General features: G+C 68.3%; 27 protein-coding genes. 15 read left to right on the forward strand and 12 right to left on the reverse strand.

Translation table 11 applies throughout. The features are described 5' to 3' along the window. The first annotated feature begins 130 nt into the window (after positions 1–130). The 3 genes from Y958_RS01685 (at position 131) to Y958_RS01695 (ending at position 3167) form a co-directional block, all read left to right on the forward strand. The gene (locus tag Y958_RS01685; protein WP_088870654.1) at positions 131–712 is read left to right on the forward strand and encodes a hypothetical protein; all 582 of its coding nucleotides are present in this window, start codon (positions 131–133) and stop codon (positions 710–712) included. 129 nt (positions 713–841) lie between these two features. Continuing rightward, complete coding sequence (locus Y958_RS01690; protein WP_088870655.1) at positions 842–2503, forward strand: CYTH and CHAD domain-containing protein; 1662 nt, start codon at positions 842–844, stop codon at positions 2501–2503. A gap of 37 nt (positions 2504–2540) precedes the next feature. Further along, the gene (locus Y958_RS01695; RefSeq protein ID WP_088870656.1) at positions 2541–3167 is read left to right on the forward strand and encodes a ParA family protein; all 627 of its coding nucleotides are present in this window, start codon (positions 2541–2543) and stop codon (positions 3165–3167) included. A gap of 12 nt (positions 3168–3179) precedes the next feature. Here Y958_RS01695 and Y958_RS01700 read toward each other — a convergent pair whose 3' ends face one another. The 6 genes from Y958_RS01700 to Y958_RS01725 form a co-directional block, all read right to left on the reverse strand. Beyond that, entirely contained in the window at positions 3180–3551 is a 372-nt protein-coding gene (locus tag Y958_RS01700) for a hypothetical protein (protein ID WP_088870657.1), read from the reverse strand. Beyond that, complete coding sequence (locus Y958_RS01705) at positions 3548–3991, reverse strand: hypothetical protein (RefSeq protein ID WP_088870658.1); 444 nt, start codon at positions 3989–3991, stop codon at positions 3548–3550. The genes Y958_RS01700 and Y958_RS01705 overlap by 4 nt, the downstream gene beginning before the upstream one ends. A 15-nt stretch (positions 3992–4006) precedes the next feature. Next, a complete protein-coding gene (locus tag Y958_RS01710; protein ID WP_088870659.1) occupies positions 4007–4327 on the reverse strand; it encodes a hypothetical protein in 321 nt (106 codons plus the stop codon). 9 nt (positions 4328–4336) lie between these two features. After that, positions 4337–4801 (reverse strand): SMI1/KNR4 family protein, encoded by a 465-nt coding sequence (locus Y958_RS01715; RefSeq protein ID WP_088870660.1) that lies wholly within the window; start codon positions 4799–4801, stop codon positions 4337–4339. A gap of 9 nt (positions 4802–4810) precedes the next feature. Then, entirely contained in the window at positions 4811–6115 is a 1305-nt protein-coding gene (locus tag Y958_RS31805; RefSeq protein ID WP_088870661.1) for a hypothetical protein, read from the reverse strand. A 136-nt stretch (positions 6116–6251) separates the two neighbouring features. Beyond that, the gene (locus Y958_RS01725) at positions 6252–8198 is read right to left on the reverse strand and encodes a di-heme-cytochrome C peroxidase (RefSeq protein ID WP_088870662.1); all 1947 of its coding nucleotides are present in this window, start codon (positions 8196–8198) and stop codon (positions 6252–6254) included. Positions 8199–8434: 236 nt separating this feature from the next. Here Y958_RS01725 and Y958_RS01730 point away from each other — a divergent pair, with 236 nt between their 5' ends. Further along, complete coding sequence (locus Y958_RS01730; protein WP_088870663.1) at positions 8435–9196, forward strand: SDR family NAD(P)-dependent oxidoreductase; 762 nt, start codon at positions 8435–8437, stop codon at positions 9194–9196. Positions 9197–9220: 24 nt separating this feature from the next. Here Y958_RS01730 and Y958_RS01735 read toward each other — a convergent pair whose 3' ends face one another. Then, a complete protein-coding gene (locus Y958_RS01735; RefSeq protein WP_088870664.1) occupies positions 9221–9877 on the reverse strand; it encodes a glutathione S-transferase family protein in 657 nt (218 codons plus the stop codon). A 113-nt stretch (positions 9878–9990) separates the two neighbouring features. On the opposite strand from Y958_RS01735, the gene Y958_RS01740 reads away from it, so the two are divergent. Continuing rightward, positions 9991–10539, forward strand: a complete 549-nt coding sequence (locus tag Y958_RS01740; protein ID WP_145727977.1) for a PAS domain-containing protein — start codon at positions 9991–9993, stop codon at positions 10537–10539. Positions 10540–10777: 238 nt separating this feature from the next. Next, complete coding sequence (locus Y958_RS01745; protein ID WP_145622038.1) at positions 10778–11821, forward strand: TAXI family TRAP transporter solute-binding subunit; 1044 nt, start codon at positions 10778–10780, stop codon at positions 11819–11821. 19 nt (positions 11822–11840) lie between these two features. Here Y958_RS01745 and Y958_RS01750 read toward each other — a convergent pair whose 3' ends face one another. Next, complete coding sequence (locus Y958_RS01750; protein ID WP_186291219.1) at positions 11841–12518, reverse strand: glutathione S-transferase family protein; 678 nt, start codon at positions 12516–12518, stop codon at positions 11841–11843. A gap of 114 nt (positions 12519–12632) precedes the next feature. After that, the gene (locus Y958_RS01755; RefSeq protein WP_088870575.1) at positions 12633–13745 is read right to left on the reverse strand and encodes an ISAs1 family transposase; all 1113 of its coding nucleotides are present in this window, start codon (positions 13743–13745) and stop codon (positions 12633–12635) included. 178 nt (positions 13746–13923) lie between these two features. Here Y958_RS01755 and Y958_RS01760 point away from each other — a divergent pair, with 178 nt between their 5' ends. The 7 genes from Y958_RS01760 (at position 13924) to Y958_RS01790 (ending at position 20532) form a co-directional block, all read left to right on the forward strand. Further along, on the forward strand, positions 13924–15336 hold the full coding sequence (locus Y958_RS01760) for a leucyl aminopeptidase family protein (RefSeq protein ID WP_088872420.1): 1413 nt from the start codon (positions 13924–13926) through the stop codon (positions 15334–15336). A 221-nt stretch (positions 15337–15557) separates the two neighbouring features. After that, complete coding sequence (locus tag Y958_RS01765) at positions 15558–15989, forward strand: MarR family transcriptional regulator (RefSeq protein ID WP_088870667.1); 432 nt, start codon at positions 15558–15560, stop codon at positions 15987–15989. A 6-nt stretch (positions 15990–15995) separates the two neighbouring features. Further along, entirely contained in the window at positions 15996–16865 is an 870-nt protein-coding gene (locus Y958_RS01770; protein WP_088870668.1) for a C40 family peptidase, read from the forward strand. Between the two features lie 125 nt (positions 16866–16990). Then, the gene (locus tag Y958_RS01775) at positions 16991–18493 is read left to right on the forward strand and encodes a PAS domain-containing sensor histidine kinase (protein ID WP_244909330.1); all 1503 of its coding nucleotides are present in this window, start codon (positions 16991–16993) and stop codon (positions 18491–18493) included. Further along, positions 18483–19127 carry a response regulator transcription factor gene (locus tag Y958_RS01780; protein WP_186291220.1) on the forward strand — a complete coding sequence of 215 codons (645 nt, stop codon included), beginning with the start codon at positions 18483–18485 and terminating at the stop codon, positions 19125–19127. Before Y958_RS01775 ends, Y958_RS01780 begins: the two co-directional genes overlap by 11 nt. A 127-nt stretch (positions 19128–19254) precedes the next feature. Then, positions 19255–19632: a response regulator gene (locus Y958_RS01785; RefSeq protein ID WP_088870670.1), complete on the forward strand. Its 378-nt coding sequence runs from the start codon at positions 19255–19257 to the stop codon at positions 19630–19632. A 156-nt stretch (positions 19633–19788) separates the two neighbouring features. Next, complete coding sequence (locus Y958_RS01790) at positions 19789–20532, forward strand: cyclic nucleotide-binding domain-containing protein (protein WP_088870671.1); 744 nt, start codon at positions 19789–19791, stop codon at positions 20530–20532. Here the strand turns inward: Y958_RS01790 and Y958_RS01795 are convergent. The 3 genes from Y958_RS01795 to Y958_RS01805 all read right to left on the reverse strand — a co-directional run bounded on the left by Y958_RS01795 (position 20526) and on the right by Y958_RS01805 (position 23454). Then, positions 20526–21458, reverse strand: coding sequence for a 2-hydroxyacid dehydrogenase (locus Y958_RS01795; RefSeq protein ID WP_088870672.1), 933 nt, complete (start codon positions 21456–21458; stop codon positions 20526–20528). The genes Y958_RS01790 and Y958_RS01795 overlap by 7 nt on opposite strands. 185 nt (positions 21459–21643) lie before the next feature. Further along, positions 21644–22516, reverse strand: a complete 873-nt coding sequence (locus Y958_RS01800; RefSeq protein ID WP_004272373.1) for a prephenate dehydratase — start codon at positions 22514–22516, stop codon at positions 21644–21646. A 164-nt stretch (positions 22517–22680) separates the two neighbouring features. Continuing rightward, positions 22681–23454 carry a 3-deoxy-manno-octulosonate cytidylyltransferase gene (locus Y958_RS01805; protein WP_050898123.1) on the reverse strand — a complete coding sequence of 258 codons (774 nt, stop codon included), beginning with the start codon at positions 23452–23454 and terminating at the stop codon, positions 22681–22683. Between the two features lie 273 nt (positions 23455–23727). Here Y958_RS01805 and Y958_RS01810 point away from each other — a divergent pair, with 273 nt between their 5' ends. Together Y958_RS01810 and hisN are read left to right on the forward strand one after the other, a co-directional pair. Continuing rightward, the gene (locus Y958_RS01810) at positions 23728–24267 is read left to right on the forward strand and encodes a c-type cytochrome (protein WP_088870673.1); all 540 of its coding nucleotides are present in this window, start codon (positions 23728–23730) and stop codon (positions 24265–24267) included. Positions 24268–24396: 129 nt separating this feature from the next. Then, positions 24397–25182 carry a histidinol-phosphatase gene (gene hisN, locus Y958_RS01815; RefSeq protein ID WP_088870674.1) on the forward strand — a complete coding sequence of 262 codons (786 nt, stop codon included), beginning with the start codon at positions 24397–24399 and terminating at the stop codon, positions 25180–25182. Positions 25183–25188: the final 6 nt, after the last annotated feature.

The following is a 25188-nucleotide window of genomic DNA, read 5'->3' on the forward strand; positions in this document are numbered from 1 at the left end:
GTGAGACGGGGGCCAAGGAAGCATAGGCGGGACCCTGTTGCAACCGCACAGGCCGCCCCGCTACACCACTCTGGCCGAAAGGCTGAGCCCGCTTTACCTCATCGGCGCTCAAGCAAATGGGAACGCCCGCGTGATCTATTACATCCTCTTCCTGGTCATCCTGGCCCTGGTGACCCTGGTGCTGGCCCGTCGGGTGCTGGAGGGGCGGGTGCTGGCCGCCGGCCTGCTGGTCCTGCCCGGGGTCACGGCCATGGAGGATTGGGCCGCCCGCGACATGGGCGCCCTGGGCCTGTCCGGCGGCCATGTCGGGCCCGTGACCCTGCTGTTGATCCTGGGGGCTTGTGTGGAGGAGGCGGGGCGCTACCTGCTGCTGTCGCTCAGCAACCGCGACACCCGGGCGGCGGTCAGCGCCGGCTATGCCTGGGCGGCGTGGGAGCTGGGCGTGGCCGTCTGGGCGCTGGCGCGCGGCATGCTGCCGCTGTGCGCGGCGGGCAATGTCCACTGTCTCAGCCTGGGCTTCCCGCCGCTGCTGGCCCTGGGCACGGTGCTGGTGGCGCGGTCGGTGCCCAGCCTGCTGCACGTGGCGCTGTCCTTCGGCCAGCTGTGGGCGGTGCGGGCCACATATCCGGCGGCGCGGACGCTGTGGTTCGTGCTGACCGTGGTGGTGCACCTGGCCATCAACCTGGCCATCGTGCGCCACGGCCACCTGTAACGGCCACCTGTGAACGCTCAAAGTTTAACCATTCACCATATTGTCCCCGCCCGGGGTGTCCTATAGCGTTGGGGGACAAGGGCGCGCCCCCAGCGGCCGCCGCCCCTGGCAATGCCGGACCCCGCCTAGATGCCCGAATCCCCGTCGACGTCACCCGTTCCCCCCGCCAATCCGGCGGAGGGTGCGCCCGTTTCCGTGCCCGCGGCCGCCCCGCAGGAGATCGAGCTCAAGCTGGCGGTCGATCCTCGGCACCTCGGCCGGCTGAAGACGGCGCCGGTTCTGGCCGGCCCGCGCGCCGTCACCAAGACGCTGCGCAACACCTATTTCGACACGCCGGAGGGTGACCTCGCCGCCCGGGGTGTCAGCCTGCGCCTGCGGCATTCGGGCGCTAAGGTGCTGCAGACCCTGAAGGGCCCGCCGGCCGGGGGCGGCATGGCCCTGGCCCGGTCGGAATGGGAAATCCCGGCGCCGGATGGCCACCTGGTGCCCCAGGCCTTCACCGACGCCGCCGCCCAGGCCCTGCTGGACGGTGTCGATCTGCGCCGCCTCGGCCCCGTCTTCAGCAACGAGGTCAAGCGCTGGACCCGCACCCTGCCCCTGGCCGCCGGCCTGGCGGTGGACGTGGCGGTGGACCAGGGCGTCACCCGCGCGGCCGACGGCCGGGAAGAGCCGATCGCGGAGTTGGAGCTGGAACTGGCCGATGGCCAGGACCGCCGCGTGCTCTATGATCTGGCGCTGGCCTTGCACCGCGCCGTGCCCCTGCGCCTGGAACTGCGCACCAAGGCGGAGCGTGGCTACGCCCTGGCGCGCGGCGAGGCGGCGGCGCCCAAGGCGGTGAAGGCCGGCCCCCTGAATTTCCATCCCGATGACACGGTGGAGGCGGCGCTGGCCGGGGTGGCCCGTGCCTGCCTGCACCACATGGCGGCGAACGAGGGCGCGGTGCTGGCCGGCGACCCGTCGGGCGTGCACCAGCTGCGGGTGGCGGTGCGGCGCCTGCGCTCCGCCCTTACCCTGTTCAAGGCCATCCTGCCCGAGGCGCAGGCCGCCACCCTGAAGACGGCGCTGAAGGGCCTGGCCGACGCTGTGGGGCCGGCCCGGTCCTGGGACGTATTCCTGGAGGAATTGCTGGCGCCGGTGGCGGCGGCCATGCCGGAGCAGGAAAGCCTGCAGGCGCTGGCCATGGCGGCGCAGGGCGCCCGGGGCCGGGGCCATACCGCGGCGCGGGCCGCCGTGTCGGGTCCGGGCTATACCGAGCTGTTGCTGACCCTGGGTCGCTGGGTGGATGGGCGCTGCTGGCGCGACGATGCCCCGGCCGACCGCCTGGCCTGGCTGGGCCAGCCGCTGCTGCCCTTCGCCGACGCCGTGCTGACCCGGCAGCGCCACCGTGCCGCCAAGCGCAGCCGCCATTTCGAACGGTTGGACGCGCCCGCCCGCCATGGCCTGCGCATCGCCATGAAGAAGCTGCGCTACGCCGTGGACTTTTTCCGCGAGCTGTACCCGCAGAAGGCGGTGCGCAAGTACCTGGAACGGCTGTCCGGCCTGCAGGACGGGCTGGGCCACCTGAACGACGTCGCCACCATGGACGCGCTGATCCGGGAGCTGCGGGCCGACCTGGCCGCCGCCAAGGACGTGAGCCCCGCGGGCTGGGACATGGGCGCCGGCCTGGTGCTGGGCTGGCACGCCGCCCACATGGCCGTGGGGGAGGACGCGCTCTGCCGCGCGGTGGACGACTTCCTCGACGCCGATCCCTTCTGGACGCCGGTGGACCACTGGCCGCACCCGCCCTCCTGACCCCCCTCACCGCTGCATTTCAAGGAACCGGCACCCCATGCTTTCCATCCTCGTGGCCAATATCAAGGGCGGCGTCGGCAAGACCACGGTCGCCACCCACCTGGCCGCCGCCTTCGCCGCCGACGGCCGGCAGACCGTGCTGGCCGATGTGGACCGGCAGAAGTCGTCCCTGGGCTGGCTGGCGCGCCGGCCGGTCACCGCCCCGGTGATTGCCGCCCTGGACTGGACCAAGGAGATCGACAGCGTGCCCAAGGGGGCCGAGGTGCTGGTCATCGACGCGCCCGCCGCCCTGAAGCCCAAGGAGGTGGAACAGCTGGTGGCTGAGGCCGACGTGATCGTGCTGCCCCTGCTGCCCGGTGCCTTCGATGAGCAGGCGACGGAACGCTTCCTGAAGAAGCTGGACGAGCTGAAGCCCATCCGCAAAAGCCGCAAGGCCGTGGCCGTGGTGGGCAACCGCGTCCGCGCCCGCACCCGCGCCGCCGACCGGCTGGACACTTTCCTGGGCACGGTGGGCCATCGCGTGGTGACCCGCCTGCGCGACAGCCAGGCCTACCCCGACGCCGCCGCCGCCGGCCTGACCCTGTTCGACCAGAAGGCCAAGCGCCTGGCCGACCTGCGTCAGGACTGGGCCCCGCTGATCGCGTTCATCGAGGACCCGAGTTGAGGGCGGGGGGCGTCATGCCCCCGCTGGCAAGCCCGTGCCGCCGTCCAGCTTGGTGATCCGCCACCGGTCCGGATCATCCCAGTCAAACTGGATGTCGTATTGAGCGCCGGCATCCACCGTCAGTAGGAACACGCCCGTTTCCTTCCCTAGGGCGCGGAGCAGCGCAGCTCCCGTTCCGTTCATCGCGGTATAAAACGTGCTCGCCTTCACCGCGCCGATGAGTTGGATGTCCGAAGCGGTGGTGTAGGAGGCGTTGGCGCCATGCCGGGCCTCCTCCGCTCGAAACCGGTAATAGCCTTTGATCCAGCCGGGGCTGTGGCTGTTCAGGAAGGCGATGAATTCCCGTACGAGGTCGATGACCAGCGCCGATGCTGCGTCGTTCATTTCGGGGCCTGGGCGATCCGCTGGCGATAGTTTTCAAAGACCGTCCGAATGAATTTCCCCGTCCGCCGGTCGGTGGACGCCGTCACCAGGGTCAGCGGGCAAGACGCCGTCCGCTGTTCCTGCATGCCCGACAACTGGGGAAGGCCGTAGAACGCATTCTTCTTATCGGAAAAATCGATGATCCATTTCCCGCCGAAGTGCTTGCGGAATACCTGGCCGACATAGCGCGCCATGCCATCGACGGTCTTGGCTTCGCTTTGCTTTTTGATGTCGTCGATCGTGGGGTACCTGTCCAGGATGTACTCCTCGATCACGTTCAGCGATTCGGGCGAATAGTCCAGCCGCGCAGCGACCTGCGTGGGGACGGACTGAAGGAAGCGGTCGATCGCATCACTCATATCCATCAGCCAGAACTGGAACTGATCACCCTCTGTCGTCATTCGGGGGGCGCCGTTTCAGCGGGGTGATTGATCAGAGTTGAAGTTCTGATCGACTAGAGAGATTGCGAACTCCTCCGGATGTACGGATGCGTGGTTGGCCCTTGCATGGTTTAGATATCCGTTCCAAAACGTGCGGACTTGTGCGTTGAATGACTCGGTAAACGCCATTTGAGCGGCGACGATTTCCTGCCACGTTCCTTGCGCGTTGTAGGTCTTTTGCAGGTTGGGCTCCATCGCCTTCAACGTCGCCCGCTGCTTGTCTTCAAGCTGATCTATAAGATCCAGAATGTAGCACTCGATCAGGCGTAGAAATGGCTTGCCGGTGTATCTGTCCATCGTCTTCCTCTAGATGAAGTCCGGATTTTCCTGCAGAAGACCGATAAAGGCTTCAAAATCATTGGCTATCTTAAGTCTATGATTTTCTTCGTCGTGCAGAAAAATCCAGACCGATTGGCCGCCATTCGTCAGATCGATGTAAATTTGATTGCCGCCCCCGTCCCGCCCAATGGGAAGGGCGTTCTGGCCAAGGATACTGCCCCAACGAGCGAGAGCAGCTTTGATGTTCGTCCCCCGGCTATCGCCGAATGAATAGAACAGGTCGATGTCGAACAGATTGCCGGCATCACCGCCCACTGGCGCGAAGCTTCCGATTTCCGGATGGCCACCATCCGCTTCTTTTATAAAATCGATGTAGCTGGAGGGCAGCGCGCTATGAACCAGCGCCGCCACGTCATTGATAGCGGCGTCGCCCCCCTGATAGCCAGGGGAGGGAGTGCCACCAAAGTTGACGTTCAGGCGTTTGATATCCATGACCTATCCTTAGTTCTTTGGCGCACCATTGGGAATCGCCCACTCGGAATAACCACCGGAGGCGCCAGGGTCAGGATGCAGGACGCGCCACCAAGGTGACCCAGGGGTGTGTTGGAAATCAGGCACCAGTCTCATGACCCCCTGTTGTCCCGAGGCGGTAGATGTTGATGCGTGTTCCCAAACCCAATCCTTCGGAGTCGCCCTACCACCTACGGAAGAGACGCTCTTTTGCACGCCGGGGATCAATTCCTCCATCTGCCCCGCGAATTCAGGATCGCTCTTAAGGGCGTTGTCCAGCGCCGCATTGGCTCGGTTGAACTGCACTGAGCGGCTTTTGCCAAAGTCGCTTGGGTCCAGCTTCATTTCATAAGCCACGCTATAGGCGGTGGGCTTTTCAGGATAGACCGGGGCCTTAGGCGCCGGCTCAACCGGCTTCACTGGCGGGTCCGGCGGCGGCGGCGGTGGTGGCGGCGGTTCTTCCTCGACCACCGGCGGGCGCTTGCCGCCGGAGGCCGGCTTCACCTTGGCGATGAGGGCGATCAGGGCGTTGATGGTCAGCACGGTCAGGCCGGCGGCGGTGCGTTTCGCGGCCTCGTCCAGGTCGTGCTCGGTCTTGGCGGTGGTGGCCATGGCCACGCCGTGGCCCAGGTCGTTCAGGCCGCCGAACACCGACCAGCCCACCATGGCATAGCCCACGCCCAGCAGGACGACGTCGATGGCCTCGCCATAGCCGGCGGCGTGGCCCACCGCCCAGGCGGCCAGAAAACCCGCCAGCCAGTACAGCGTCTCCAGCGTGAACAGGCTTCTCGCCGCCTGCTGCATGTCGCGCGGCAGGTAGGGGATGCTGCGGCGGAGCATGCCGACCACGCGTTCGGTCATCGACCATTGCGCCGGCTGGCCCGGCGGGTCGCCGTCCTGCTGTCCGTACCCACCAGGGTGGGGCGGGGGCGTGGTGGGCGGGGATATGGGCGGCGTGGCGTGAGGGATGAGATAGGCGCTGAGGCTGCCGTTGGCGAAGTCGGCCATGACCCGGCCCATCAACTGCCCGGTGCTGCAGCGATGGTCCACGCCGTCCACCACCAGGCGCAGCCGCTGGCGCCCCACATCGTCCAGGCTGTTCAGGGCGTGGATGACGCGGTTGTCCTGCCAGGGGCGGAAGGGCTGGGTGATGGCATAGCGGCGCATGCCGGCCGGCACGGCCAGGGTGGGGCCGATCAGCAGCCGGCCTTCGGGGATGGTGGCCTCGACCCAGCCGCGCATGGCTTGGCCGGGCGCCGCCGCGAAGGGCGCGTGACTGGAAAAGCTGTCAGGCACCGCCCCTCCCGCCTCTGGTTCAGCCGGTTACGGCGGATGAACTAAGGCGGCGACGGGGGACGGAAAGGGGCTGGAAGAGGGAGCTTCCCTCAGGGGTAAGCCGCCCGGCATAGGGCCTGACGGCGCACTGGTATCCTCAGTATACGCTGGTCCAGAGCTGATCCTTGGTGGTCAGCATCTTCAGGAATTCCAGGATGGCCCACAGCTGGTCGTCCGTCAGCGGGCTGCCGTTGGCGCGGCGATAATCATCGTGGCCGCGGTTGCAGTTGCCGGGCAGGGTCGTGTCATAGACCCAAGTTTGCGCGGCTGGGGTGCCCGGCGTGCCCACTGCACTTACGTAGCCCACCTGCACGGGGTCGAACTCCCGGGCCCCCACGGCGAAGGCCTCGGGCCGGGCCGAGGATTTCAGCACCCCCCACAGGGTGGGAACGGACCCGTTGTGCAGGTAGGGCGCGGTGGCCCAGATGCCGAACAGGGGCCGCGCCTCGTAGACCGGCGGTGTCTGGTCGCCGGCCGCCCCGTCGCTGGTGACGCAGGACGTCTTGTGCGCCGGCGGGCCGGCGGGGGGCACGGCCTTGAAGGCCGGGCCCATGGCCTGTTCGACATCGTTGACCGAGCCCGTCTTCTGGTCGATGGCCAGCTTGATCAGGCTCAACGGTGTCAGGCCCAGATTGGCGTAGTCGTCATGGTTCAACGTACCGCCCTTCTGGTTCAGCAGGCCGTCGACCACGCTGCCGATGACGCCGTTGGTCAGGACGCTGACGGCCTGGGCGTCGGCCGGCATATCGCCCACGCTGACCGATCCGCCGTCGCCGAACAGCAGGGCGCGGGTGCCATTCAGCGGCCCGGTCTTCGCCCAGCGCAGGGCGTTGCGGTACACGGTGGGGTCGGTGTCGGTGGGGCGCTGGTCCATCACCGGCCAGACATCCTGGTTCAGGGCCGCCCGGGTCATGTGATGGCAGTCGGCGCAGACCTCGTTGAACAGCTGGCGCCCCTGTTCCGCCTTGCCGGCGTCGATCGCGCCGAAGACGGTGGACGGCCAGGCGGGCGGCGCCAGCTGGGTGATGGCCCATTCCAGCTTCATCAGGCCCGGCACGCTGATGGAGGTGTCGTAGAAGGGGATGTGCGGAAACAGCTTGGAGGCGAAGCGCCGCCGGTCGCCCGGGCAGCTTTGCCCCGCGAGGTCCTTGCCGGCGACGCAGACGTTCAGCGCGCCGAACACGCCCAGCACCTCACCCGTGTTGCGGGCCAGTGCCTTGATGTAGTTGCCGTTGGGAGCGGACAGGTTCCACTGCACCGCATCCTGCTGGTGGGCGTTCCACAGGAAGGGGTAGCTGACCGGGGCATGGGCCGGCAGCACGTTGGACGGCACGCGGAAATCCAGGCCGGTCAGGCGGTTGAAGATCATGCTGAAGGCGTCCAGCCGCGCCGGGCCCCACGCCTGCCCGTCCAGGGCGGCGCTGAAGAACGTTTCCCAGGCGGTGGAGAAGGCGGACAGGCTGGTTCTCAGCAGGGTTTTGTCCCCGCCCACGCGCGCGGCGAATCGGTTGAACTTGGCCCTGTCGGACACCGTGTCGGCCAGGGCGGCCGACAGTTCCACCAGGAAGCCCTGGAAGTCGGCGTCGGCCGGGCCGCCGTCCACGCGCAGGGCCGTGCCCTTGTAGGTGATCTGCCCGGTATGGCAGGCGGCGCAGGTCATGCCGATGGAGGTGGGGCCGGTGCCCCGGTCCAGGGCGAAGCCCACGGGCAGCCCTTCCGGGTTCTGGGCCGAGACGTCGTTGGGCAGGTAGTTGAAGCGCGCCAGCCGGTCGGCGAAGAACAGCTCGGTCGAGGCCGGCCGCTCCAGCGCCTTGAACCAGCTGTACGGCATCAGCTGCGAGCCTTGGCTGGTGGTGTAGAAGCCTTGGCGCACCGACTGCGGCCAGTTCTGGTCCAGCAGGTGCACCACCTCGGGCGCCTGCGCTGTGGGGAAGGGGGCGGGCGTGGCCGCCCGTGCCGGGGGCGCCCCGGCATGGCTGGCCGCCAGTAAACCCAAGCCGGCCAAGGCCGCCGCCATGCGCCGCCGCGTGCTGAAAACCCGCATGGCACCATCCCCCGATCGCCGTCGTCGCGCTTTATCCCCCGCCCGTGCCTTTGCGCCGTGGCGTACGGAATGGCAAGGGGTTTTTTCAACCACGCGTACGCATGGGCTCTGTCGCATGCGGTCCCGCGCACAGCCGGCGTGCCGGATGTCCGCTGGACGCGGGCGCCCATCCTTGCCAGAAAGGCGGGTAAAAGCCGGGGAAGACTGGTCACCCGCCTAACCATTGGGAGAGAAGCATGCAGGTTCAAGGTGTTGCCGCCATCATCACCGGCGGCGGTTCGGGTCTGGGCGCCGCCACGGCGCGCCGGCTGGCGGCCGAGGGCGCCAAGGTGGCCCTGCTGGACGTGAACCTGGCCGCGGCGGAAGCGGTTGCCGCCGAGATCGGCGGCCTGGCGCTCAGCTGCGACGTCACCAGCGCCGACAGCGCCACCGCCGCCATCGCCGCCGCGCGCGAGGCCCATGGCGCCGCCCGCATCGCCGTCAACTGCGCCGGCGTCGCCACCGCCGGCCGCGTGCTGGGCCGTGAAGGCCCGCTGGCCCTGGACGCCTTCCGCAAGGTCATCGAGATCAACCTGATCGGCAGCTTCAACATCCTGCGCCTGGCGGCCGCCGACATGAGCACGCTGGACCCGCTGGAGGATGGCGAGCGCGGCGTGATCATCAACACCGCCTCCGTCGCCGCCTTCGACGGCCAGGTGGGCCAGGCCGCCTACAGCGCGTCCAAGGGCGGCGTGCACGCCATGGCCCTGCCCATCGCCCGCGAACTGGCCCGCGTGGGCGTGCGCATCATGACCATCGCCCCCGGCATCTTCTGGACCCCCATGGTGGCGGGCTTTACCCAGGAGGTGCAGGACAGCCTGGCGGCCTCCATCCCCTTCCCCAAGCGCCTGGGCAAGCCGGAGGAATACGCGGAACTGGCCCTGACCATCGTCCGCAACGTCATGCTGAACGGCGAGACCATTCGCCTGGATGGCGCCGTACGCATGAATGCGAAGTAACGCTCCCCGATGGCGGTTGGGGCGTCAGCCCCGCCGCTGGCGGAACGCCTCCAGCGCGTCCTCCATGTCCCGCGCGATAGGGATGACCAAGGGGTGGGCGGCGTAGGCGGTCCATAGGGCCGCCAGCGCCGGCCGTTTTTCCAGCATGTCCTGCGGCGTGTAGCGGGGCAGGAAACGCGCCAGGAAGATCAGCGTGGGGGCCAGCGCGCAATCAGCCAGGCTCAGCGTGCCCGGGGAGGGGGCCGGCAGGGGCCCCCTGTCCACCACCACCTCCAGCGCGTCCAGCCCCCGCGTCAACTCCGCCACCCGGTTGGCGCCGCTGGCGGCGTCGCCGGTTTGGGCCGTCGCCCGTTGAGCCATCAGCGACAGCAGCGGCGGCAGGACGTACAGGTCCAGCAGGCGCGCCACCGTGCGCTGGGCCGCCCGCGCCACCGGATCGGCCGGAAGCAGCGCCGGCTTGGGGAAGGCGTCCTCCAAAAATTCACAAATGACCGCTGACTCCAGGATGTAGGCGCCATCGGCGTCCAGCACCGGGGTCTTCCCCAGCGGATTGATGGCCTGGAAGGCGGCCGATTTCTGGCCACCCGGGGGATCCACCAGGGGAATTTCCAGGCCCTTGGCGCGGATGGCCAGCACGACGCGGGCGGAATAGGGGGACAGGGCGGCGCCGTAAAGTTTCAAGGGCTGTCTCCTCTAACCGTAAAGGTGGACCAGGCATGATGGTCTTGCGGCTGGCGGTCAGCGGGGCCGGACGGTATGGTCATTCCATTATGCCACTGAATGCCTGCCAACCCTTGCCGGATATCGCGGGTTTCATCGGTGCCGATGAATTGCCCGACGGTCCCATCGCCCACGCCTACGCGTGGTGGCGGGGGCTGGGGGGCGGGGCCGTGCCGCCGCCCTCGGCGGCACTGGACCTGGCGGCGGTGCCGGACAGCTTCCTGCCCCATCTGGCGGTGACCACGGCCTTCCGCGCCGATGGCCGGGTGCGGGTGGTGTTTTGCGGTTCCCTTTCCGCGTTGGCCGCCGGCAGCGACCCCACGGGCCGCTATTTCGATGAATTCTATCCGCCCGACATGCTGGAGGCGGCGCTGGGGTTCCAGGCGGCCATCGTGCGCGACGCCCAGCCCGTCTTCGGCCAGGACCAGGTGGGCACGGACGAGGGCGTGATGTACCACGTGCCCCGCATCGGCCTGCCCTTCCAGGGCGCCGACGGCAGCCTGGACCGGCTGGCCATCGTCATGCACTACCAACCGACGCCGGAGAACTTCAAGGTGCGGTTGCGGGTGTTCCAGGATCGCGCCCGGCTGCTGCGGCGCGAACTGCGGCTGGTGGCGCTTTAAGGCCACAGTGGCCGAAGGAAGTGTGCGGCCGCGGCATTCAAACGTTGCGTGGAATTCACCCCGGGCGCGATAATAATTACCCGGACGGTTCACCATGCGGGGGGCCGCCGTGCCGTCCGTCGAAGGATGTTCTCCCGTGTCTGAGGCACCGCACACCCGGCCCCCCCTTCCGCCGCCGGAAGGGGCCCCGTCACCGGGGGAGGGCCGCGAGGCTTCCACGGCATCCTCGCGTCGCCCTGTGCCGCGCCGACATGTCCTGGCGGGTGCCGCCGGCGCCCTGGCGGCGGCTGGGCTGGGTTGGGGCGGCGGCGGCCGGGGCGGCCACGCCGAATCCATCCGCTTCCTGACCATCGGCACCGGCACCACCGGCGGCACCTACTTTCCCATCGGCGGCATCCTGGCCAACGCCATCAGCAACCCGCCGGGCAGCCCGGGCTGCGACCGGGGCGGCAGCTGCGGCATTCCGGGCGTCATCGCCGTGGCGCAGACCACCTCCGGCGCGGTGGAGAATATCGAGGCCCTGCGTACCGCCCGGTATGAGACGGGGCTGGTGCAGGCCGACATCGGCTTCCTGGCCTACAAGGGCAAGGGCCCCTACGCCGGCAAGCCGCCCTTCACCGAGCTGCGGGCTCTGGCCAACCTGTACAGTGAGACGGTCCATTTGGTGGTGCGGGGCGACAGTCCCATCAAGACGGTGAACGACCTGAAGGGCCGGCGCGTGGCCCTGGGCGAGAAGGGTTCTGGCACCCTGCCCACCGCGCTGCTGATCCTGCAGGCGCACGACCTGTCGGAAAAGACGGTGCAGCCCTTCTACCTCAACCCCGGCACCGCGGGGGACCGCCTGGCCTCGGGCCAGCTGGACGCCTTCTTCATCATTGGCGGCTACCCCCTGCCGGCGGTGGCCGACGTGGCGGCGCGCCTGCCGGTGCGCCTGATCTCCATCATCGACGCCCGCCTGCCGCGCCTCAGCCCCGGCCTGCCCCTGTTCACCGAGACCACCATCGGCGGCGACGGCGCCTATGTCGGCGTGCCGGAGACCAAGACCCTGGGCGTGGGCGCCCAATGGCTGGCCACCACCGCCCTGCCGGATGAGCTGGCCTACGGCATCGTCAAGGCGCTGTGGCATCCCAACACCCACCGCCTGCTGGTGGCGGGCCACCCTCGGGGCGACAGCATCCGCAAGGAAGCGGCGTTGACCGGCCTGGCCGTGCCCCTGCACCCGGGGGCCGCGCGCTATTACCGGGAGCAGGGCTTCGACGTGACCCTGGCCACGTCGGGCTGACCCACGTCGGGTTGACCCCTTAATCCAGGAGCATGTCCAGGACGACGGTTTCCTTCGCGGCATCCGCGCGCCAGTCCCTCATGGCGGGCAGGGCCTCGATGGCGTCGACATAGGCCTGGGACGCCTCGCTCAGCGGTACCTTCCACGTCTGGAAGCGGGTGACGACCGGGGCGTACATGGCGTCGGCGATGGTGAAGGCGCCGAACAGGAAGGGGCCGCCGTACCGGCCCAGGCAATCGGCCCAGATGGATTGGATGCGGGTGATGTCGCCGGCGGCCTTGGCCAGACGCTCCGGCCGGTCGATGGTGCGGCCCAGATCCATGAACAGGTTGCGGCGCACGTCCATGAAGCCGGAGTGCATCTCGGCACTGATGGACCGCGCATGGGCGCGGGTGGCGGCGTCTTCCGGCCACAGCCGGGCGTCGGGCGCCAGCTCGGCGGCGTATTCGCAGATGGCCAGGCTGTCCCACACCGTGACGTCCCCGCCGGGAGCGCGGTGGGGCCCCGTGCGATGGATCAGGGCCGGCACCTTGCCCGCCGGGCTGTGGGCCAGCATGCGCGCCTTGCTGTCCGCCTGCCGCAGGGGGATCACCACCTCCTCGAAGGCCAGGCCGGCGTGGCGCAGCGCCAGGTAGGGGCGCAGCGACCAGGAGGAATAGGTCTTGCTGCCCAGGATCAGGGTCAGGTCGATGGACATGGGGCTGGTCCCTCGGGATCAATGACGACGGGCGGGTGAGGGTAGCGGCGGATGTCCTGTCGCGCCAGCGGTGTTGCCGCCGGTGTGACGCCCAGGGGAATCGCTTGAAGGGGGTTATGCGGACTGTGTGATGACGGCGTGAAGGTATTGGGTATCCCATGCGGCGGATTTTCTTCGGACTTTGAGGCTGTGCTTATCCTTTGCGCCGCGCAGGAGGTTCAAGGCCATGTGTCGGATGGTTGCCATGTTGTGGGGGCCGTTGCCGGATCTGAGACGGCTCAAGTCTTCATGGAAGACGACATCGAGGACCCAGTGGAGCCGGTTTTCGATATGCCAGTGGGCTCGGACGGCATGAGCGAAGAGGCGCGTGTCGAGTTTTTGAGATGACAGGTAGTATCGGCGTTCCCGGCTGGTTTTGCCGTCACGCTCGATCTCGGCTTCGACCATGGCGATGGCCTTGAGGCCGGGGAAGCGGGGCTCGCCGGGGAAGCGGCGGTCTGTGGTAAGCCAGTCAACTTCGTGGCTGACGACATGGCGGCGCACCTCGATGCGGCCGTGCTCGCCATCGGTCGTGTCGAACGTGTCGGCGGCAGGCAGATCGTCGAAGTGGCGGATGACCTCGCTGTGCAGGTTGGGCCAGTTCTCTTTGATGGCCAGCAGGTAATCGGCGCCTTTATCGAGAATCTTCTGGGCGATCTTGGTCTGGCAGCCCATCGCATCGATGGTGACGAGCGCCCCGGTCAACGCCAAGCGGTCGAGCAGCAACGGAATGGCCGTAATCTCATTCGACTTGGCCTCGCAAGCTTGCTGGCCCAGCACCAAGCGCTGCCGGCTGGCCCAGGCTGAAACGAGATGCAGCGGATTGCGATCCTTCGCCCGGTCATGCGTCCGCCGCGAGGTCTTACCGTCGATCGCGACGATGTCGGGCTCGGCCTCGCGCAGCCCCTCGACCCAGTCGCCGAAGCATCGCGCAAAAAGATCGCCGTCGAGCGCGTTGAGGATGTCGTTCAGCGTATCGTGGCTCGGAATCCCGCCCGCATAGGGCAAAAACCGCCGCAGGAAATCCCGGTTCATCGTGCCCCAGCGCCGAATCTCGACGAAATCCTCAGCCCCCGCGATCGTTGCGCAGAGCACCACAAGCAGAATCTCCGGCAGTGGATAAATGACCTTCCAGGATTGCCGCGGATCGCTGAGCGCCGCAAAATGGTCGAGAAGCGAACCGGCCATCGAGAACTCCAGATCAATGGAGCCTCCTACGAATCACAGATCGCCACCGCTCCGAAAGCCCCGTCTTGTCAAGACCCGCTTCAAGCGATTGCCGTGGTGTGACGCCGCCGCGTTTGAAACCGGGGCCCGGATGTGGAACCCTGCGCGCCTGACTTTCCGAAGCCGAAAGGTTCCGCCCGTGCTGCCCTGCTTCCTGGCCCAGAAGGCCGCCGACACCGTCACCCTGATCCCTGTGCGCAAGGATGGGCTGGACGCCTGGCTGGAAACCGCCCCGGCCGCCACCGCCGCCTGGGTGCGCAGCGTCGGCTTCATGGCAGAGCCCGGCGCCACCGCCCTGCTGCCGTCCGCCGATGGGCAGTTGGACCGGGTACTGGTGGGTGTGGGCGAGACGCTGGATCTGTGGAGCTTCGCCGGCCTGCCGACGACGCTGCCGGCAGGCCCTAAAACGCCTAAGGGCGCCGGCGCCAGCTACGCCCTGGACGACAGCCTGACGCCCGAGCAGGCGACGGCCGCCGCCACCGGCTGGGCGTTGGCCAGCTACCGCTTCACCCGGTATCGCAAGGCGACGAAGGACCTGCCGCGTCTGGTACTGCCGGCCGGGGCCGATGCCGCGGCCGTGGACAGCATGGCCCGCGCCGTCTACCTGGTACGCGACCTGATCAACACGCCGGCGGAGGACATGGGGCCGGCCGACCTGGCCGCCACCGCCAAGGAACTGGGGGCGGAGTTCGGCGCCGAGGTCTCGGTCATCGTTGGCGACGACCTGCTGACCCACAATTACCCCACCGTCCATGCCGTGGGCCGGGCGGCGGACAAGAAGCCGCATTTCATCGACCTCACCTGGGGCGACGCCGCCAACCCACTGGTCTGCCTGGTGGGCAAGGGCGTGTGCTTCGACAGCGGCGGCCTGGACATCAAGGCGGCCGGCGGCATGCTGCTGATGAAGAAGGACATGGGCGGTGCCGCCCATGTGCTGGGCTTGGCGCGCCTGGTCATGGCGGCCAAGCTGCAGGTGCGCCTGCGCGTGCTGGTGCCGGCGGTGGAGAACGCCATTTCCGGCAACGCCTTCCGCCCCATGGACATCATCACCACCCGCAAGGGCCTGACGGTGGAGATTGGCAACACGGATGCCGAGGGCCGACTGATCCTGTGCGACGCCCTGGCGGACGCCGACAGCGCCAAGCCCGCCCTGATCCTGGACTTCGCCACCCTGACGGGCGCCGCCCGCATCGCGCTGGGCACCGACCTGCCGGCCCTGTTCGCCAACGACGACAAGCTGGCCGACGACATCCTGGCCGCCGCCAAGGAAACCGGCGATCCGCTGTGGCGCATGCCGTTGTGGCAGGGCTACGCCAAGCAGCTGGACAGCAAGATCGCCGACCTGAACAACGCGCCCGGCGGCGGCTATGGCGGCGCCATCACGGCGGCCCTGTACCTGGAGCGCTTCATCACCAAGGGCACCCCCTGGGCCCACATCGACCTGATGGCCTGGAACGCCAGCGCCAAGCCCGGCCGGCCGGAGGGGGGCGAGGCCATGGGCCTGCGCGCCGCCTTCGCCATGCTGAGCCGCCGGTACCCGGCCCAGGCCTGAAATTCTCCGGCACCTTCCGGGAAATGACCGGGACGCACCGGCCTGGATAAAAAATAACTATGTAGCCTTCCGCTACCCCTTCGGGGGTGGCAAGCCCTTGCCGCTGGGCGGGACTTTCGGCACACTCCCGACAGTTGCGGCTGGCCGATACGCTGTCGGAATGACGGCGGGGCCGGAACAACGGGCGGGCCGGATAAACGTTTCCGGGTGCGGGGGGCATCATGTCGCGTAATCTCGAAGCCCTGGAACTCTGGCGCGGCGCGCTGGTGGCCAGCGTGCGGGCCGCCAGCCCGGACCTCTCGGCCCGCCAGCTGGCTTTGCTGCTGACTGTCTACATGACCCCGCCGCCCCACACGGTGCGCGGCCTGGCGGCGACGCTGAATGTGTCCAAGCCCGCCATCACCCGCGCCCTGGACCGGCTGGGCCGCCTGGGTTTCACCAAGCGCAAGCGTGACGCGGAGGACCGGCGCAACGTCCTGGTCCAGCGCACGGTCAAGGGCTCCGTGTTCCTGCATGAGTTCGGGCAGATGGTGATTGACGCGGGCGCCGTGCAGGGCGCATTGGACGGGGCACGCGCCGCCGTGCCCCGGCCGGCCGCCGCGACCCCCGTCGCCCCCCCGTCAGCTTCGGAGCCGGTTTCAGCGCCGGTATGATGTGAGATGTCCAGCAAAGCGAAGACCACGCCGGCCCTAGACCCGCGCGTGAACCCTTACCGTTCCGACCTCGCCTCCGCCCACCTTTACGGCAAGGTCACGGCCGAGCGCTATGTCGACGGCGTGGCCTGCCAGGTGCGCGCCGGCTACGTCAGCCTGAAGGAAGAACCCACCTTCACCGCCCGCCAGTCCAGCCAGCTGCTGTTCGGCGAGGTGTTCACGGTGTTCGAGGAGAAGGACGGCTGGGTCTGGGGCCAGAACGCCACCGACGGCTATGTCGGCTACCTGCAGCTGGAGGCCCTGGATGATGAACTGGCGGAGCCGACGCACAAGCTGACGGCCCTGCGCAGCTTCTTCCATCCCGAACCGGACCTGAAGACCCCGCCGCTGGACATGATCAGCCTGGGCGCGCCGCTGTGCGTGGTGGAAGAGGCCAACGGCTTCGCCGGCGTGGCCGGCGGCGGCTGGGTTCCCCTGGTGCATGTGGCGGAGATCGGCGCCGTGAAGGCTGACCCGGTGGACACCGCCCTGCGCCTGCGGGGCACGCCCTATCTGTGGGGCGGGCGCACCAGCGTGGGCATCGACTGCTCCGGCCTGATCCAGTTGGCGCTGGACGCGGCCGGCTTGCCGTGCCCGCGCGACAGCGACCAGCAGCAGGCGGCGCTGGGTACCGTGGTTTCGGCCGATGGCGTCGGCCACACCTTCCAGCGCGGCGACCTGGTGTTCTTCCCCGGCCATGTCGGCATCATGGCGGATGAGACCCACCTGGTGCATGCCAACGCCCATCACATGGCCACGGTGCGCGAACCCCTGGCCGACGTCCTGGCGCGGGCGGCGGCGGGCAAGGGCGTCACGGCGGTCAAGCGCCTGGGGTGAGGGCGTGCGCGGGGCACGCTTTCGGCGAACAACCCGATGGATTTCTATCTCCTTTCGGGAGGGGGAATTGTTAGGTATGGGAAACGTTCGGATCACGACATATGGTGTGACGAACGGAGATCCCCATGCTGTCACCCCACTTCCGCGCGTTGATGGACACCGTGCCCGATGGCGTGATCGTCATCGACGGCCAGGGCACGATCCAATCCTTCAACCCCGCCTGCGAACGCCTGTTCGGCTGGACGGCGGCGGAGGTGATGGGCCGTAACGTCAAGATGCTGATGCCCGCCCCCTACCAGGACGAGCACGACCAGTATCTGGCCCGCTACCGCGCCACGGGGGAAAAGCGCATCATCGGTATCGGCCGCGAGGTCACGGGCCTGCGCCGGGACGGCACCACCTTCCCCATGGAACTGTCGGTGGGCGAGGCGCTGCAGGACGGGCCGCCGGCCTATATCGGCATCATCCGCGACATCAGCGACCGGCGGGCGGCGGAACAGGCCCTGCGCAACCGCGAGGCGCGCCTGGCCTCCATCATCGAGACCATCCCGGACGCCCTCATCGTCATCGACGGCCAGGGGCTGATCCGCTCGTTCAGCCCGGCCGCCCAGCGCCTGTTCGGCTATGCCGAGGCCGAGGTGCAGGGGCGGAACGTCAGCATGCTCATGCCCTCGCCCTACCGGGAGCAGCACGACCAGTACATCGCCCGCTATCTCGCCACGGGGGAGAAGCGCATCATCGGCGTGGGCCGCATCGTCTCCGGCCAGCGCCGCGACGGAACCGTGTTCCCCATGGAACTGGCGGTCGGTGCCGTGGACCTGGAGGGTGAGCGTCTGTTCACCGGCTTCATCCACGACCTGACGGAACACCAGGCGGTGGAGCGGCGGCTGCAGCAGTTGCAGGCGGAACTGCTGCACGTCAGCCGGGTCAGCGTCATGGGGCAGCTGGCGTCGGCCCTGGCGCATGAGCTGAACCAGCCGCTGACGGCGGTGGTCAATTACATCAAGGCGTCCCTGCGGCTGCTGGAGCGGACGGAGACCGTCGACATGCCCCTGGCGCGGGAGGCCATGGAAAAGGCGTCGGCGCAGGCCCTGCGGGCCGGGCAGATCATCCGGCGGCTGCGCGACTTCATCGCCAAGGGTGGTACCGACCGGCGCGCGGAAAGTCTGGATGGCCTGATCGAAGAGGCGGCCGCCCTGGCCCTGGTCGGGGCGCGGGAAAGCGGTGTGCGCATGGAATTACGCCTGCAGCGGCAGGACCTGCGCGCCGTCATCGACAAAATCCAGATCCAGCAGGTGCTGCTCAACCTCATCCGCAACGCGGTCGAGGCGATGGAGGGCCGGCCGGAACGCATCCTGTCCATCACGGCGGCCCCCGATGGGACAGGATTCATGGAGATCGCGGTGGCTGACACCGGCCACGGACTGGATGAGGCCGTCCTGGCCCGCCTGTTCCAACCCTTCGTTTCCGGCAAGGAACGGGGCATGGGGGTGGGCCTGTCGATCAGCCGGTCCATCGTCGAGGCCCATGGCGGGCGGCTGTGGCCCGAACGTAACGAACACGGCGGCGCGACCTTCCGTTTCACGCTGCCCTTGCTGCCTGAGACCGAGAGAAACCATGACGCCTGAGCCGATCATCGCCGTGCTGGATGACGATGCCGCCGTGCGGGATTCGCTGCGGCTGTTGCTGATGGCGTCGGGCTATCAGGTCGCGGTCTTTTCCTCACCCCTGGAGTTCCTGGACTCCGACGCGCCCGCGCGCTGCGCCTGCCTGGTGGTGGATGTGCGCATGCCCGGCCTGACCGGGCTGGAGGTCCAGGAACGGCTGGTCGCGGGCGGGTCCACCCTCCCCGTCATCGTCATGACCGGCCATGGCGATGTCCCCCTGGCGGTGGCGGCAATGAAGGCCGGGGCTCTGGACTTCATCGAAAAACCATTCGAGGAGGAGACGCTGCTCGCATCCCTGCAGTCGGCACTGTCCCGGCCCCGCGCCCTGGCCGACGTGGCTCCCCCCTCTGCCGGGGCGGAGACGCCGTCGCCGGAGGCGCTGGCCTGCCTGGACGCGCTGACGCCGCGGGAACTGGATGTGTTGCAGGGGCTGGTCGACGGCAAGCCCAACAAGATCATCGCCTTCGACCTGTCCATCAGCCCGCGTACCGTTGAAATCCACCGCGCCCGGGTGATGGAGAAGATGCGCGCCAGCAGCCTGTCCCATCTGGTGCGGCTGGCGCTGGCGGCAGGTATTCGCCCGAACGCGGGTTGACCCGCGTCAAACCCGGTCGGAATACGGGGAAACCCTTATTACTCCTGTAGGCTTGAACACCTTAACTTCAAGCGGGTGGCCGGGTTGGCATCACCGCCGCCGGTGTAACGCCTTTAGGAGATTTGATGTGGTCGAGATCGCGGCGGGACGGATCCATATCGTCGATGACGACGAGTCCGTCCGCGACTCCCTAAAGTTCCTGCTGCGGCTGTACGGCTTCGAGGTCGACCTTCACGCCTCTTGCCGGGACTTCGCCGCCGATTTCGATGGCGGTCGGGGGTGCCTGCTGCTTGACCAGCACATGCCCGGCATGACGGGCGTCGAGTTCGTGGAGGGGCACCGCGCCCTGCTGCGCCACCTGCCTGTCCTGATGATGTCCGCGAACATGGAGGCGGAGACGCGCGACCGGGCCCTTCGGGCCGGGGTGGCCGGCTTCCTGGACAAGCCCGTCGATACCGGCCGGCTGCTGGACGAGTTGCGGCGGCTGCTGGGCGGCCCTGCCTGAAGGACCGTGGCTTTGCGCCCATAAGGGGTTTTACGCACCATAAGGGGTTTTACGTAGGTAGAAGACCGAACTCATCAGGTGGAACGCCAGGCGCTACCGTTCTCTCATGAAACGACGACGGGCTGGTTCAGGCCCGACACGAACGGGAGCCCCCAGATGACGCCATCGCTCGCCACCGCCTCGGCCGCCCCCCGCCAGCCCAGCCTGGCCGTCTTCAACGCGCTGCCGGCGCCGTCCGCCAGCCGGGCCGCATCGGCCGGCCCGTTCGCCCCTTGGGCGGACGAGGCTTCCGCCTACAGCCGGGACCAAGTGATCTTCTCGGAAGGCGACACGGCCAGCAGCGTGCGCATCATCACCTCCGGCATGGTCCGCATCCTGCGTATGATGGCTGACGGCCGGCGGCAGATCGTGGGCTTCCTGCAGCCCGGCGACATGCTGGGGCTGGCCATGGGCGGCACCTATCTCTATTCCGCCGAGGCCGTCACGCCCGTGACCTTGCGGCGCCTGTCCCGCACGCAGTTCGACACGCTGCTGGAACGGGATCCCGAACTGCGCCTGCGCCTCCTGGCGGCCACCGCGACCGAACTGCAGGTGGCGCAGGAGCAGATGCTGCTGTTGGGTCGCAAGACCGCGCCGGAACGGCTGGCCAGCTTTCTGTTGCGCCAGGCCCGCCGGGTGACGCCTGAGCCTGAGGATCATTGCCGCATCTCGCTGCCCATGACCCGCACCGACATCGCGGATTTCCTGGGGCTGACCATGGAAACGGTCTCCCGCGCCTTCACCAAGCTCAAGACCACCCACCTCGTCCGGCTGTTGCCCGACCAGATGGTGGAACTGGTGGATGTCGAGGCCTTGATCGACTTGTCGGAGGGTGGCGGCCAGTCCGGCCTCATTCAATAGCCGCGCCGCCGATCCACCAGGTTGATCAGCGGCTGGCCCGCGGCCAGGCGCTTCAGCCCGCCCACCACCTGTTCCACCGCCGTGCGCGCTTGAGTAATGGCGGCGACGTGGGGGGTGACGGTCACCCTGGGGTGGGTCCAGAAGGGATGGTCGGCCGGCAACGGCTCCGTGCGGAAGACGTCCAGCGTGGCACCGGCCAGGTGGCCGCTGTTCAGCGCCGCCAGCAGATCCTCCTCCACCAGATGCCGCCCCCGGGCCGCGTTGATGACCACGGCACCCCGGGGCAGCTGGGCGAACAGGCCCGCGTCCAGGATGTTCTCCGTGTCCGGCGTCAGGGGCAGCAGGCAGACTAGGATGTCCGTGCGCGCCAGGAAGGGCGCCAGGCCCTCGGCCCCGTGATATGTCGCGATGCCGTCCAGTTGCTTCGGCGAGCGGCTCCAGCCCGCCACATCGAAGCGCAGGGCCTTCAGCACTTGGGCGGCGTCGCTGCCCAGGGCACCCAGGCCCAGGATGCCCACCCGCCGTTCCCGCGCCAGGTGCTGGTGGGTCAGCTGTTTCCAGACGACATCCCGCTGCTGCGCCTCGAACAGGGGGGCGTCGCGGTGCCAGCGCAGCACGTGCAGGCAGACATATTCGGTCATGCCCTCGGTCAGGCCCGGCTCCACCATGCGCACCAGCGGCAGGTCGGGTAGGGTGGGGTCGGCCAACAGGGCGTCGACTCCGGCGCCGAGCGAGAAGATGACCTTCAGCTTGGGCAGGCTGGCCAGCAGGCCCGCCGGCGGCTTCCACACCAGGGCATAGTCGATCTCCGCGGGGTCGCCCATGCCCTCCGGCCACACGCGTACATCCAGCTCAGGCAATTGGGCCTTCAGCTCATTCACCCAGTCCTCGGCATGATCGTGGGCGGAGACGAACAGCAGGGCCATAGCGCGATCCCGGTATCGAGAGATGAACCAACAGCATGAGGCTTGGACTCATGCTGTTGGAGGCCGGCGACTGCCGGCCCCCGGAGCGAGTACCGCAGGGCGGAGCGAGGAAGCCGAGCCAGCGGATGCTGGCGCCCGGCGCTTGAGGGGACCGTTGATCGGTGACGATCAACGGTCAGCAAAAATTAATCCTGCCCGTCGTCGCGCTGGCTGCTTTCGGAGCGGAAGGGGTGGGCGGGGTAGACGCCCAGGATCTTCAGTTCGCGGGCGAAGAAATCCAGCTCCTCCAGCGCCAGGCGCAGGGGCCGGTCCTCGGGGTGGCCTTCCACGTCGGCGTAGAACTGGGTGGAGGTGAAGCGGCCGCCCACCATGTAGCTTTCCAGCTTGGTCATGTTGATGCCGTTGGTGGCGAAGCCGCCCATGGCCTTGTACAGGGCCGCCGGCACGCTGCGCACCCGGAAGACGAAGCTGGTGATGACGGGGCCCGCCCCGCGCGGCGCCGGCTTGGGCTCCCGCGATAGGATCAGGAAGCGGGTGGTGTTGTGCTCCGCATCCTCGATGCCGCGCGCCAGCACCTCCAGCCCATAAATCTGGGCGGCCAGTTCCGAGGCGATGGCGCCCTGGGTCAGGTCGCCCCACTTGGCCACGTCGGCGGCGGCGCCGGCCGTGTCGGCATGGGTGATGGGCGCCATGCCGTGGGCACGCAGATAGCCGCGGCACTGCGACAGCGCCTGGATGTGGGAATGCACCTGTTTCAGGCCGGCGATGGTCGCCCCCTTGGGCGCCACCAGGCAATGGACCACGCGCTGGAAATGCTCACCGATGATGTGCAGGCCGCCCTGGGGCAACAGGTGGTGCATGTCGGCCACGCGGCCGGCCACCGAATTCTCGATGGGAATCATGGCCAGGCGGGCACGGCCCTCCGTCACGGCGGCGAAGGCGTCCTCGAACGAGTGGCAGGGCAGGGGAACCATGTCCGGAAACACCTGGCGGCACGCCATGTCGGAATTGGCGCCCGGCGCCCCCTGGTAGGCGATGGTGTTGTCGGCACTGGACATGTTTTTTCCCTCAAACGCCGGGCCGCATCCGTGGCCTTGGCTTCCTTGCTTCTCAGTCCGCTTCGCTTCCCGAAAGGCTGCGGCGGCCCTTTCCCATATATCGCGGTCGCATCCTACAACGGCATGAGCCGGTATCTCATGCCGTTGGAATTGCTTGGCTGGTATTACTTGGCGGAGATAAGGGCGCGGGCGCGCTCTAAATCCTCCGGCGTGTCCACGCCCAGGGGCACGGCGTCCACCACCGCCACGTCGATGCGCATGCCGTTGGCCAGCGCCCGCAGCTGCTCCAGCTTCTCGCGCTGTTCCAAGGCCGCGGGGGGCAAGGCGACGAAGCGGGCCAGGGCCTCGCGGCGATAGGCGTAAAGCCCGATGTGGTGATAGTGCGGGCCGGCACCCCAGGGGGTGGTGGTGCGGGTGAAGTACAGGGCGCGGCCCACGCGGGCGCCCGGCGCCAGCTCGACCACAGCCTTGACCACGTTGGGGTTGTGCCGCTCCTCCTCCACCGTGATCTCCACCGCCAGGGTGGCGATGTCCACCGCCGGGTTGGCCAGCGGGCCGAAGGCGGCGCGCACCGTGGCCGGCTCCACCGTCGGCAAATCGCCCTGGACGTTGACCACGGCGTCGTGCCGCCCCTCCCGGTCCACCAGGCGCAGCGCCTCGTGGATGCGGTCGGAGCCGGAGGGGTGGTCGGGGTTGGTCAGCACCGCCTGGCCGCCGGCGTCGCGCACCGCCTCGACGATTTCCTTTTCCGCCGCCGCCACCAGCACCGGGCCGATGTCGGCCTCCGCCGCGCGCCGCCACACCTGCACGATCATGGGCGCGCCGCCGATGTCGGCCAGCGGCTTGTTGGGCAGGCGGGTGGAGGCCATCCGCGCCGGAATGATCACGATGGGGGCTTTGGGCGCACCCAGGGGAGAGGCGGCGGGGCTTGAAGACATGGGGCTTCGGCCTACGATTTGATTTGGCTCATGGCTGGGGCAGGCGTGCGACATTTACCTCCCATGGTCAAGCCGGTTTGCAGGCAGGGCGCCGAACTATCTTGCCCTGGTTGAACAGGCCGCTTATCGTCGCCCGGAATTTGGGAGAATGATGGCCGGACCATAACGGCCCCGGGCATCGACAAGCGTCACCCCCTGGCGTTAACCTGGACGCGCAGGAACCATAACCAGCACGCGCATGGCAAACAGCGTGGGACATGAGGGCTTGATCTGATGGCGGGTAGCTTCTTCAACAAGATTTCCATGGCCATTCTGTTGGGCGCGCTGATCGCCCTGCTGGCGGGGTTCATCGCCAAGAAGGCCGTGCACCCGACGATGTTGACCGAGAACGTGTACAAGATCGAAGGCGTGGAGGCGGCCCCGGCCGCGGGTGGTGAGCCGGCGGCGCCGGCCAAGCCCGATCCCGTCACGCCGGCCCTGGCCAGCGCCAGCGCCGAGAACGGCGCCAAGCTGACCAAGGTCTGCCAGGCCTGCCACACCTTCGACAAGGGCGGCCCGGCCAAGGTGGGCCCCAACCTGTGGGGCATCATCGGCAACAAGCAGGGTCATATGGAGGGCTTCGCCTACTCCGACGCGATCAAGAAGCTGGGCGGCACCTGGGATTACGAAAAGCTGAACGAGTTCCTGGCCAGCCCCAAGACCTATGCCCCGGGCACCAAGATGACCTTTGCCGGCTTCAAGTCCGTCAAGGACCGCGCCGACGTGATCGCCTATCTGCGCAGCCAGGCCGACAGCCCGGCCCCGCTGCCCTGAGAAGGCGGGTGCGCTTAAGGGATAGTCGGCCGCCTTGGGTTTGAGGCGGCGGCCTCTCCGGTATAAAAGCAGGGGCGGTCCCAGCCGGGGCCGCCCCTCTTTGCATCTCCCGCTTCCCAGGAAGAACCCATGACCACGCCCGTGCCTGACGACCTCATCGCCCTGGCCCACCGCATGGCGGAGTCGGCGGGCGCCGTCATCCGCCGCTATTTCCGGGCGGATGTGGAGATCGACGCCAAGTCCAACCTGACGCCGGTCACCATCGCCGACCGCCAGGCGGAAGAGGCGCTGCGCGCCCTGCTGGCGGCCGAGCGCCCCGACGACGGCATCCTGGGCGAGGAACTGGGCACCCACGGCCTGGACCGGGAGTATGTCTGGGTGCTGGATCCCATCGACGGCACCAAGAGCTTCATGACCGGCCGCCCCATCTTCGGCACCCTGATCGGCCTGCTGCGCCACGGCCGACCGGTGCTGGGCGTGATCGACCAGCCCATCCTGGGCGAGCGGTGGATTGGCGGCGCGGGCCACCCCACCCGCTTCAACGGCACGCCGGTGCGCACCCGCGCCTGCGCCACCCTGGCGGAGGCGACGGTGACCACCACCAGCCCTGACATGTTCAAGGGCGTGGAGGCCGAGCGCTTCGCCCAACTCAAGGCCGCCTCGCGCTACGTCGTCTACGGCAGCGATTGTTACGGCTACGCCCAGGTGGCCAACGGCTGGCTGGACATCTCTGTGGAGCGCGACCTGGCACCCTGGGACTGGGCCGCCCTGGTGCCGGTGGTAGAGGGCGCCGGCGGCCGCATGACCGACTGGCAGGGCTGCGACCTGGTGCTGGGCGCGGTGGGCGAGGTGGTGGCGTCCGGCGACGCCCGGGCGCATGCCCAGGCGCTGGCCATCATGGGCGGGGACGCCTGAGTCCGC

Source organism: Nitrospirillum viridazoti CBAmc, from assembly GCF_000730165.1.
Taxonomy (GTDB): domain Bacteria; phylum Pseudomonadota; class Alphaproteobacteria; order Azospirillales; family Azospirillaceae; genus Nitrospirillum; species Nitrospirillum viridazoti.

Bases quoted from the DNA above. Each gene is read 5' to 3' on its own strand.
- Y958_RS01780 (WP_186291220.1), top strand. From the start codon at position 18,483: ATGACGCCTGAGCCGATCATCGCCGTGCTGGATGACGATGCCGCCGTG.
- Y958_RS01765 (WP_088870667.1), top strand. From the start codon at position 15,558: ATGTCGCGTAATCTCGAAGCCCTGGAACTCTGGCGCGGCGCGCTGGTG.
- Y958_RS01775 (WP_244909330.1), top strand. From the start codon at position 16,991: ATGCTGTCACCCCACTTCCGCGCGTTGATGGACACCGTGCCCGATGGC.
- Y958_RS01690 (WP_088870655.1), top strand. From the start codon at position 842: ATGCCCGAATCCCCGTCGACGTCACCCGTTCCCCCCGCCAATCCGGCG.
- Y958_RS01770 (WP_088870668.1), top strand. From the start codon at position 15,996: ATGTCCAGCAAAGCGAAGACCACGCCGGCCCTAGACCCGCGCGTGAAC.
- Y958_RS01750 (WP_186291219.1), bottom strand. From the start codon at position 12,518: ATGTCCATCGACCTGACCCTGATCCTGGGCAGCAAGACCTATTCCTCC.
- Y958_RS01710 (WP_088870659.1), bottom strand. From the start codon at position 4,327: ATGGACAGATACACCGGCAAGCCATTTCTACGCCTGATCGAGTGCTAC.
- Y958_RS01755 (WP_088870575.1), bottom strand. From the start codon at position 13,745: ATGGCCGGTTCGCTTCTCGACCATTTTGCGGCGCTCAGCGATCCGCGG.
- Y958_RS01700 (WP_088870657.1), bottom strand. From the start codon at position 3,551: ATGAACGACGCAGCATCGGCGCTGGTCATCGACCTCGTACGGGAATTC.
- Y958_RS01800 (WP_004272373.1), bottom strand. From the start codon at position 22,516: ATGTCCAGTGCCGACAACACCATCGCCTACCAGGGGGCGCCGGGCGCC.
- Y958_RS01810 (WP_088870673.1), top strand. From the start codon at position 23,728: ATGGCGGGTAGCTTCTTCAACAAGATTTCCATGGCCATTCTGTTGGGC.
- Y958_RS01730 (WP_088870663.1), top strand. From the start codon at position 8,435: ATGCAGGTTCAAGGTGTTGCCGCCATCATCACCGGCGGCGGTTCGGGT.
- hisN (WP_088870674.1), top strand. From the start codon at position 24,397: ATGACCACGCCCGTGCCTGACGACCTCATCGCCCTGGCCCACCGCATG.
- Y958_RS01790 (WP_088870671.1), top strand. From the start codon at position 19,789: ATGACGCCATCGCTCGCCACCGCCTCGGCCGCCCCCCGCCAGCCCAGC.
- Y958_RS01725 (WP_088870662.1), bottom strand. From the start codon at position 8,198: ATGCGGGTTTTCAGCACGCGGCGGCGCATGGCGGCGGCCTTGGCCGGC.
- Y958_RS01795 (WP_088870672.1), bottom strand. From the start codon at position 21,458: ATGGCCCTGCTGTTCGTCTCCGCCCACGATCATGCCGAGGACTGGGTG.
- Y958_RS01805 (WP_050898123.1), bottom strand. From the start codon at position 23,454: ATGTCTTCAAGCCCCGCCGCCTCTCCCCTGGGTGCGCCCAAAGCCCCC.
- Y958_RS01705 (WP_088870658.1), bottom strand. From the start codon at position 3,991: ATGACGACAGAGGGTGATCAGTTCCAGTTCTGGCTGATGGATATGAGT.
- Y958_RS01715 (WP_088870660.1), bottom strand. From the start codon at position 4,801: ATGGATATCAAACGCCTGAACGTCAACTTTGGTGGCACTCCCTCCCCT.
- Y958_RS01695 (WP_088870656.1), top strand. From the start codon at position 2,541: ATGCTTTCCATCCTCGTGGCCAATATCAAGGGCGGCGTCGGCAAGACC.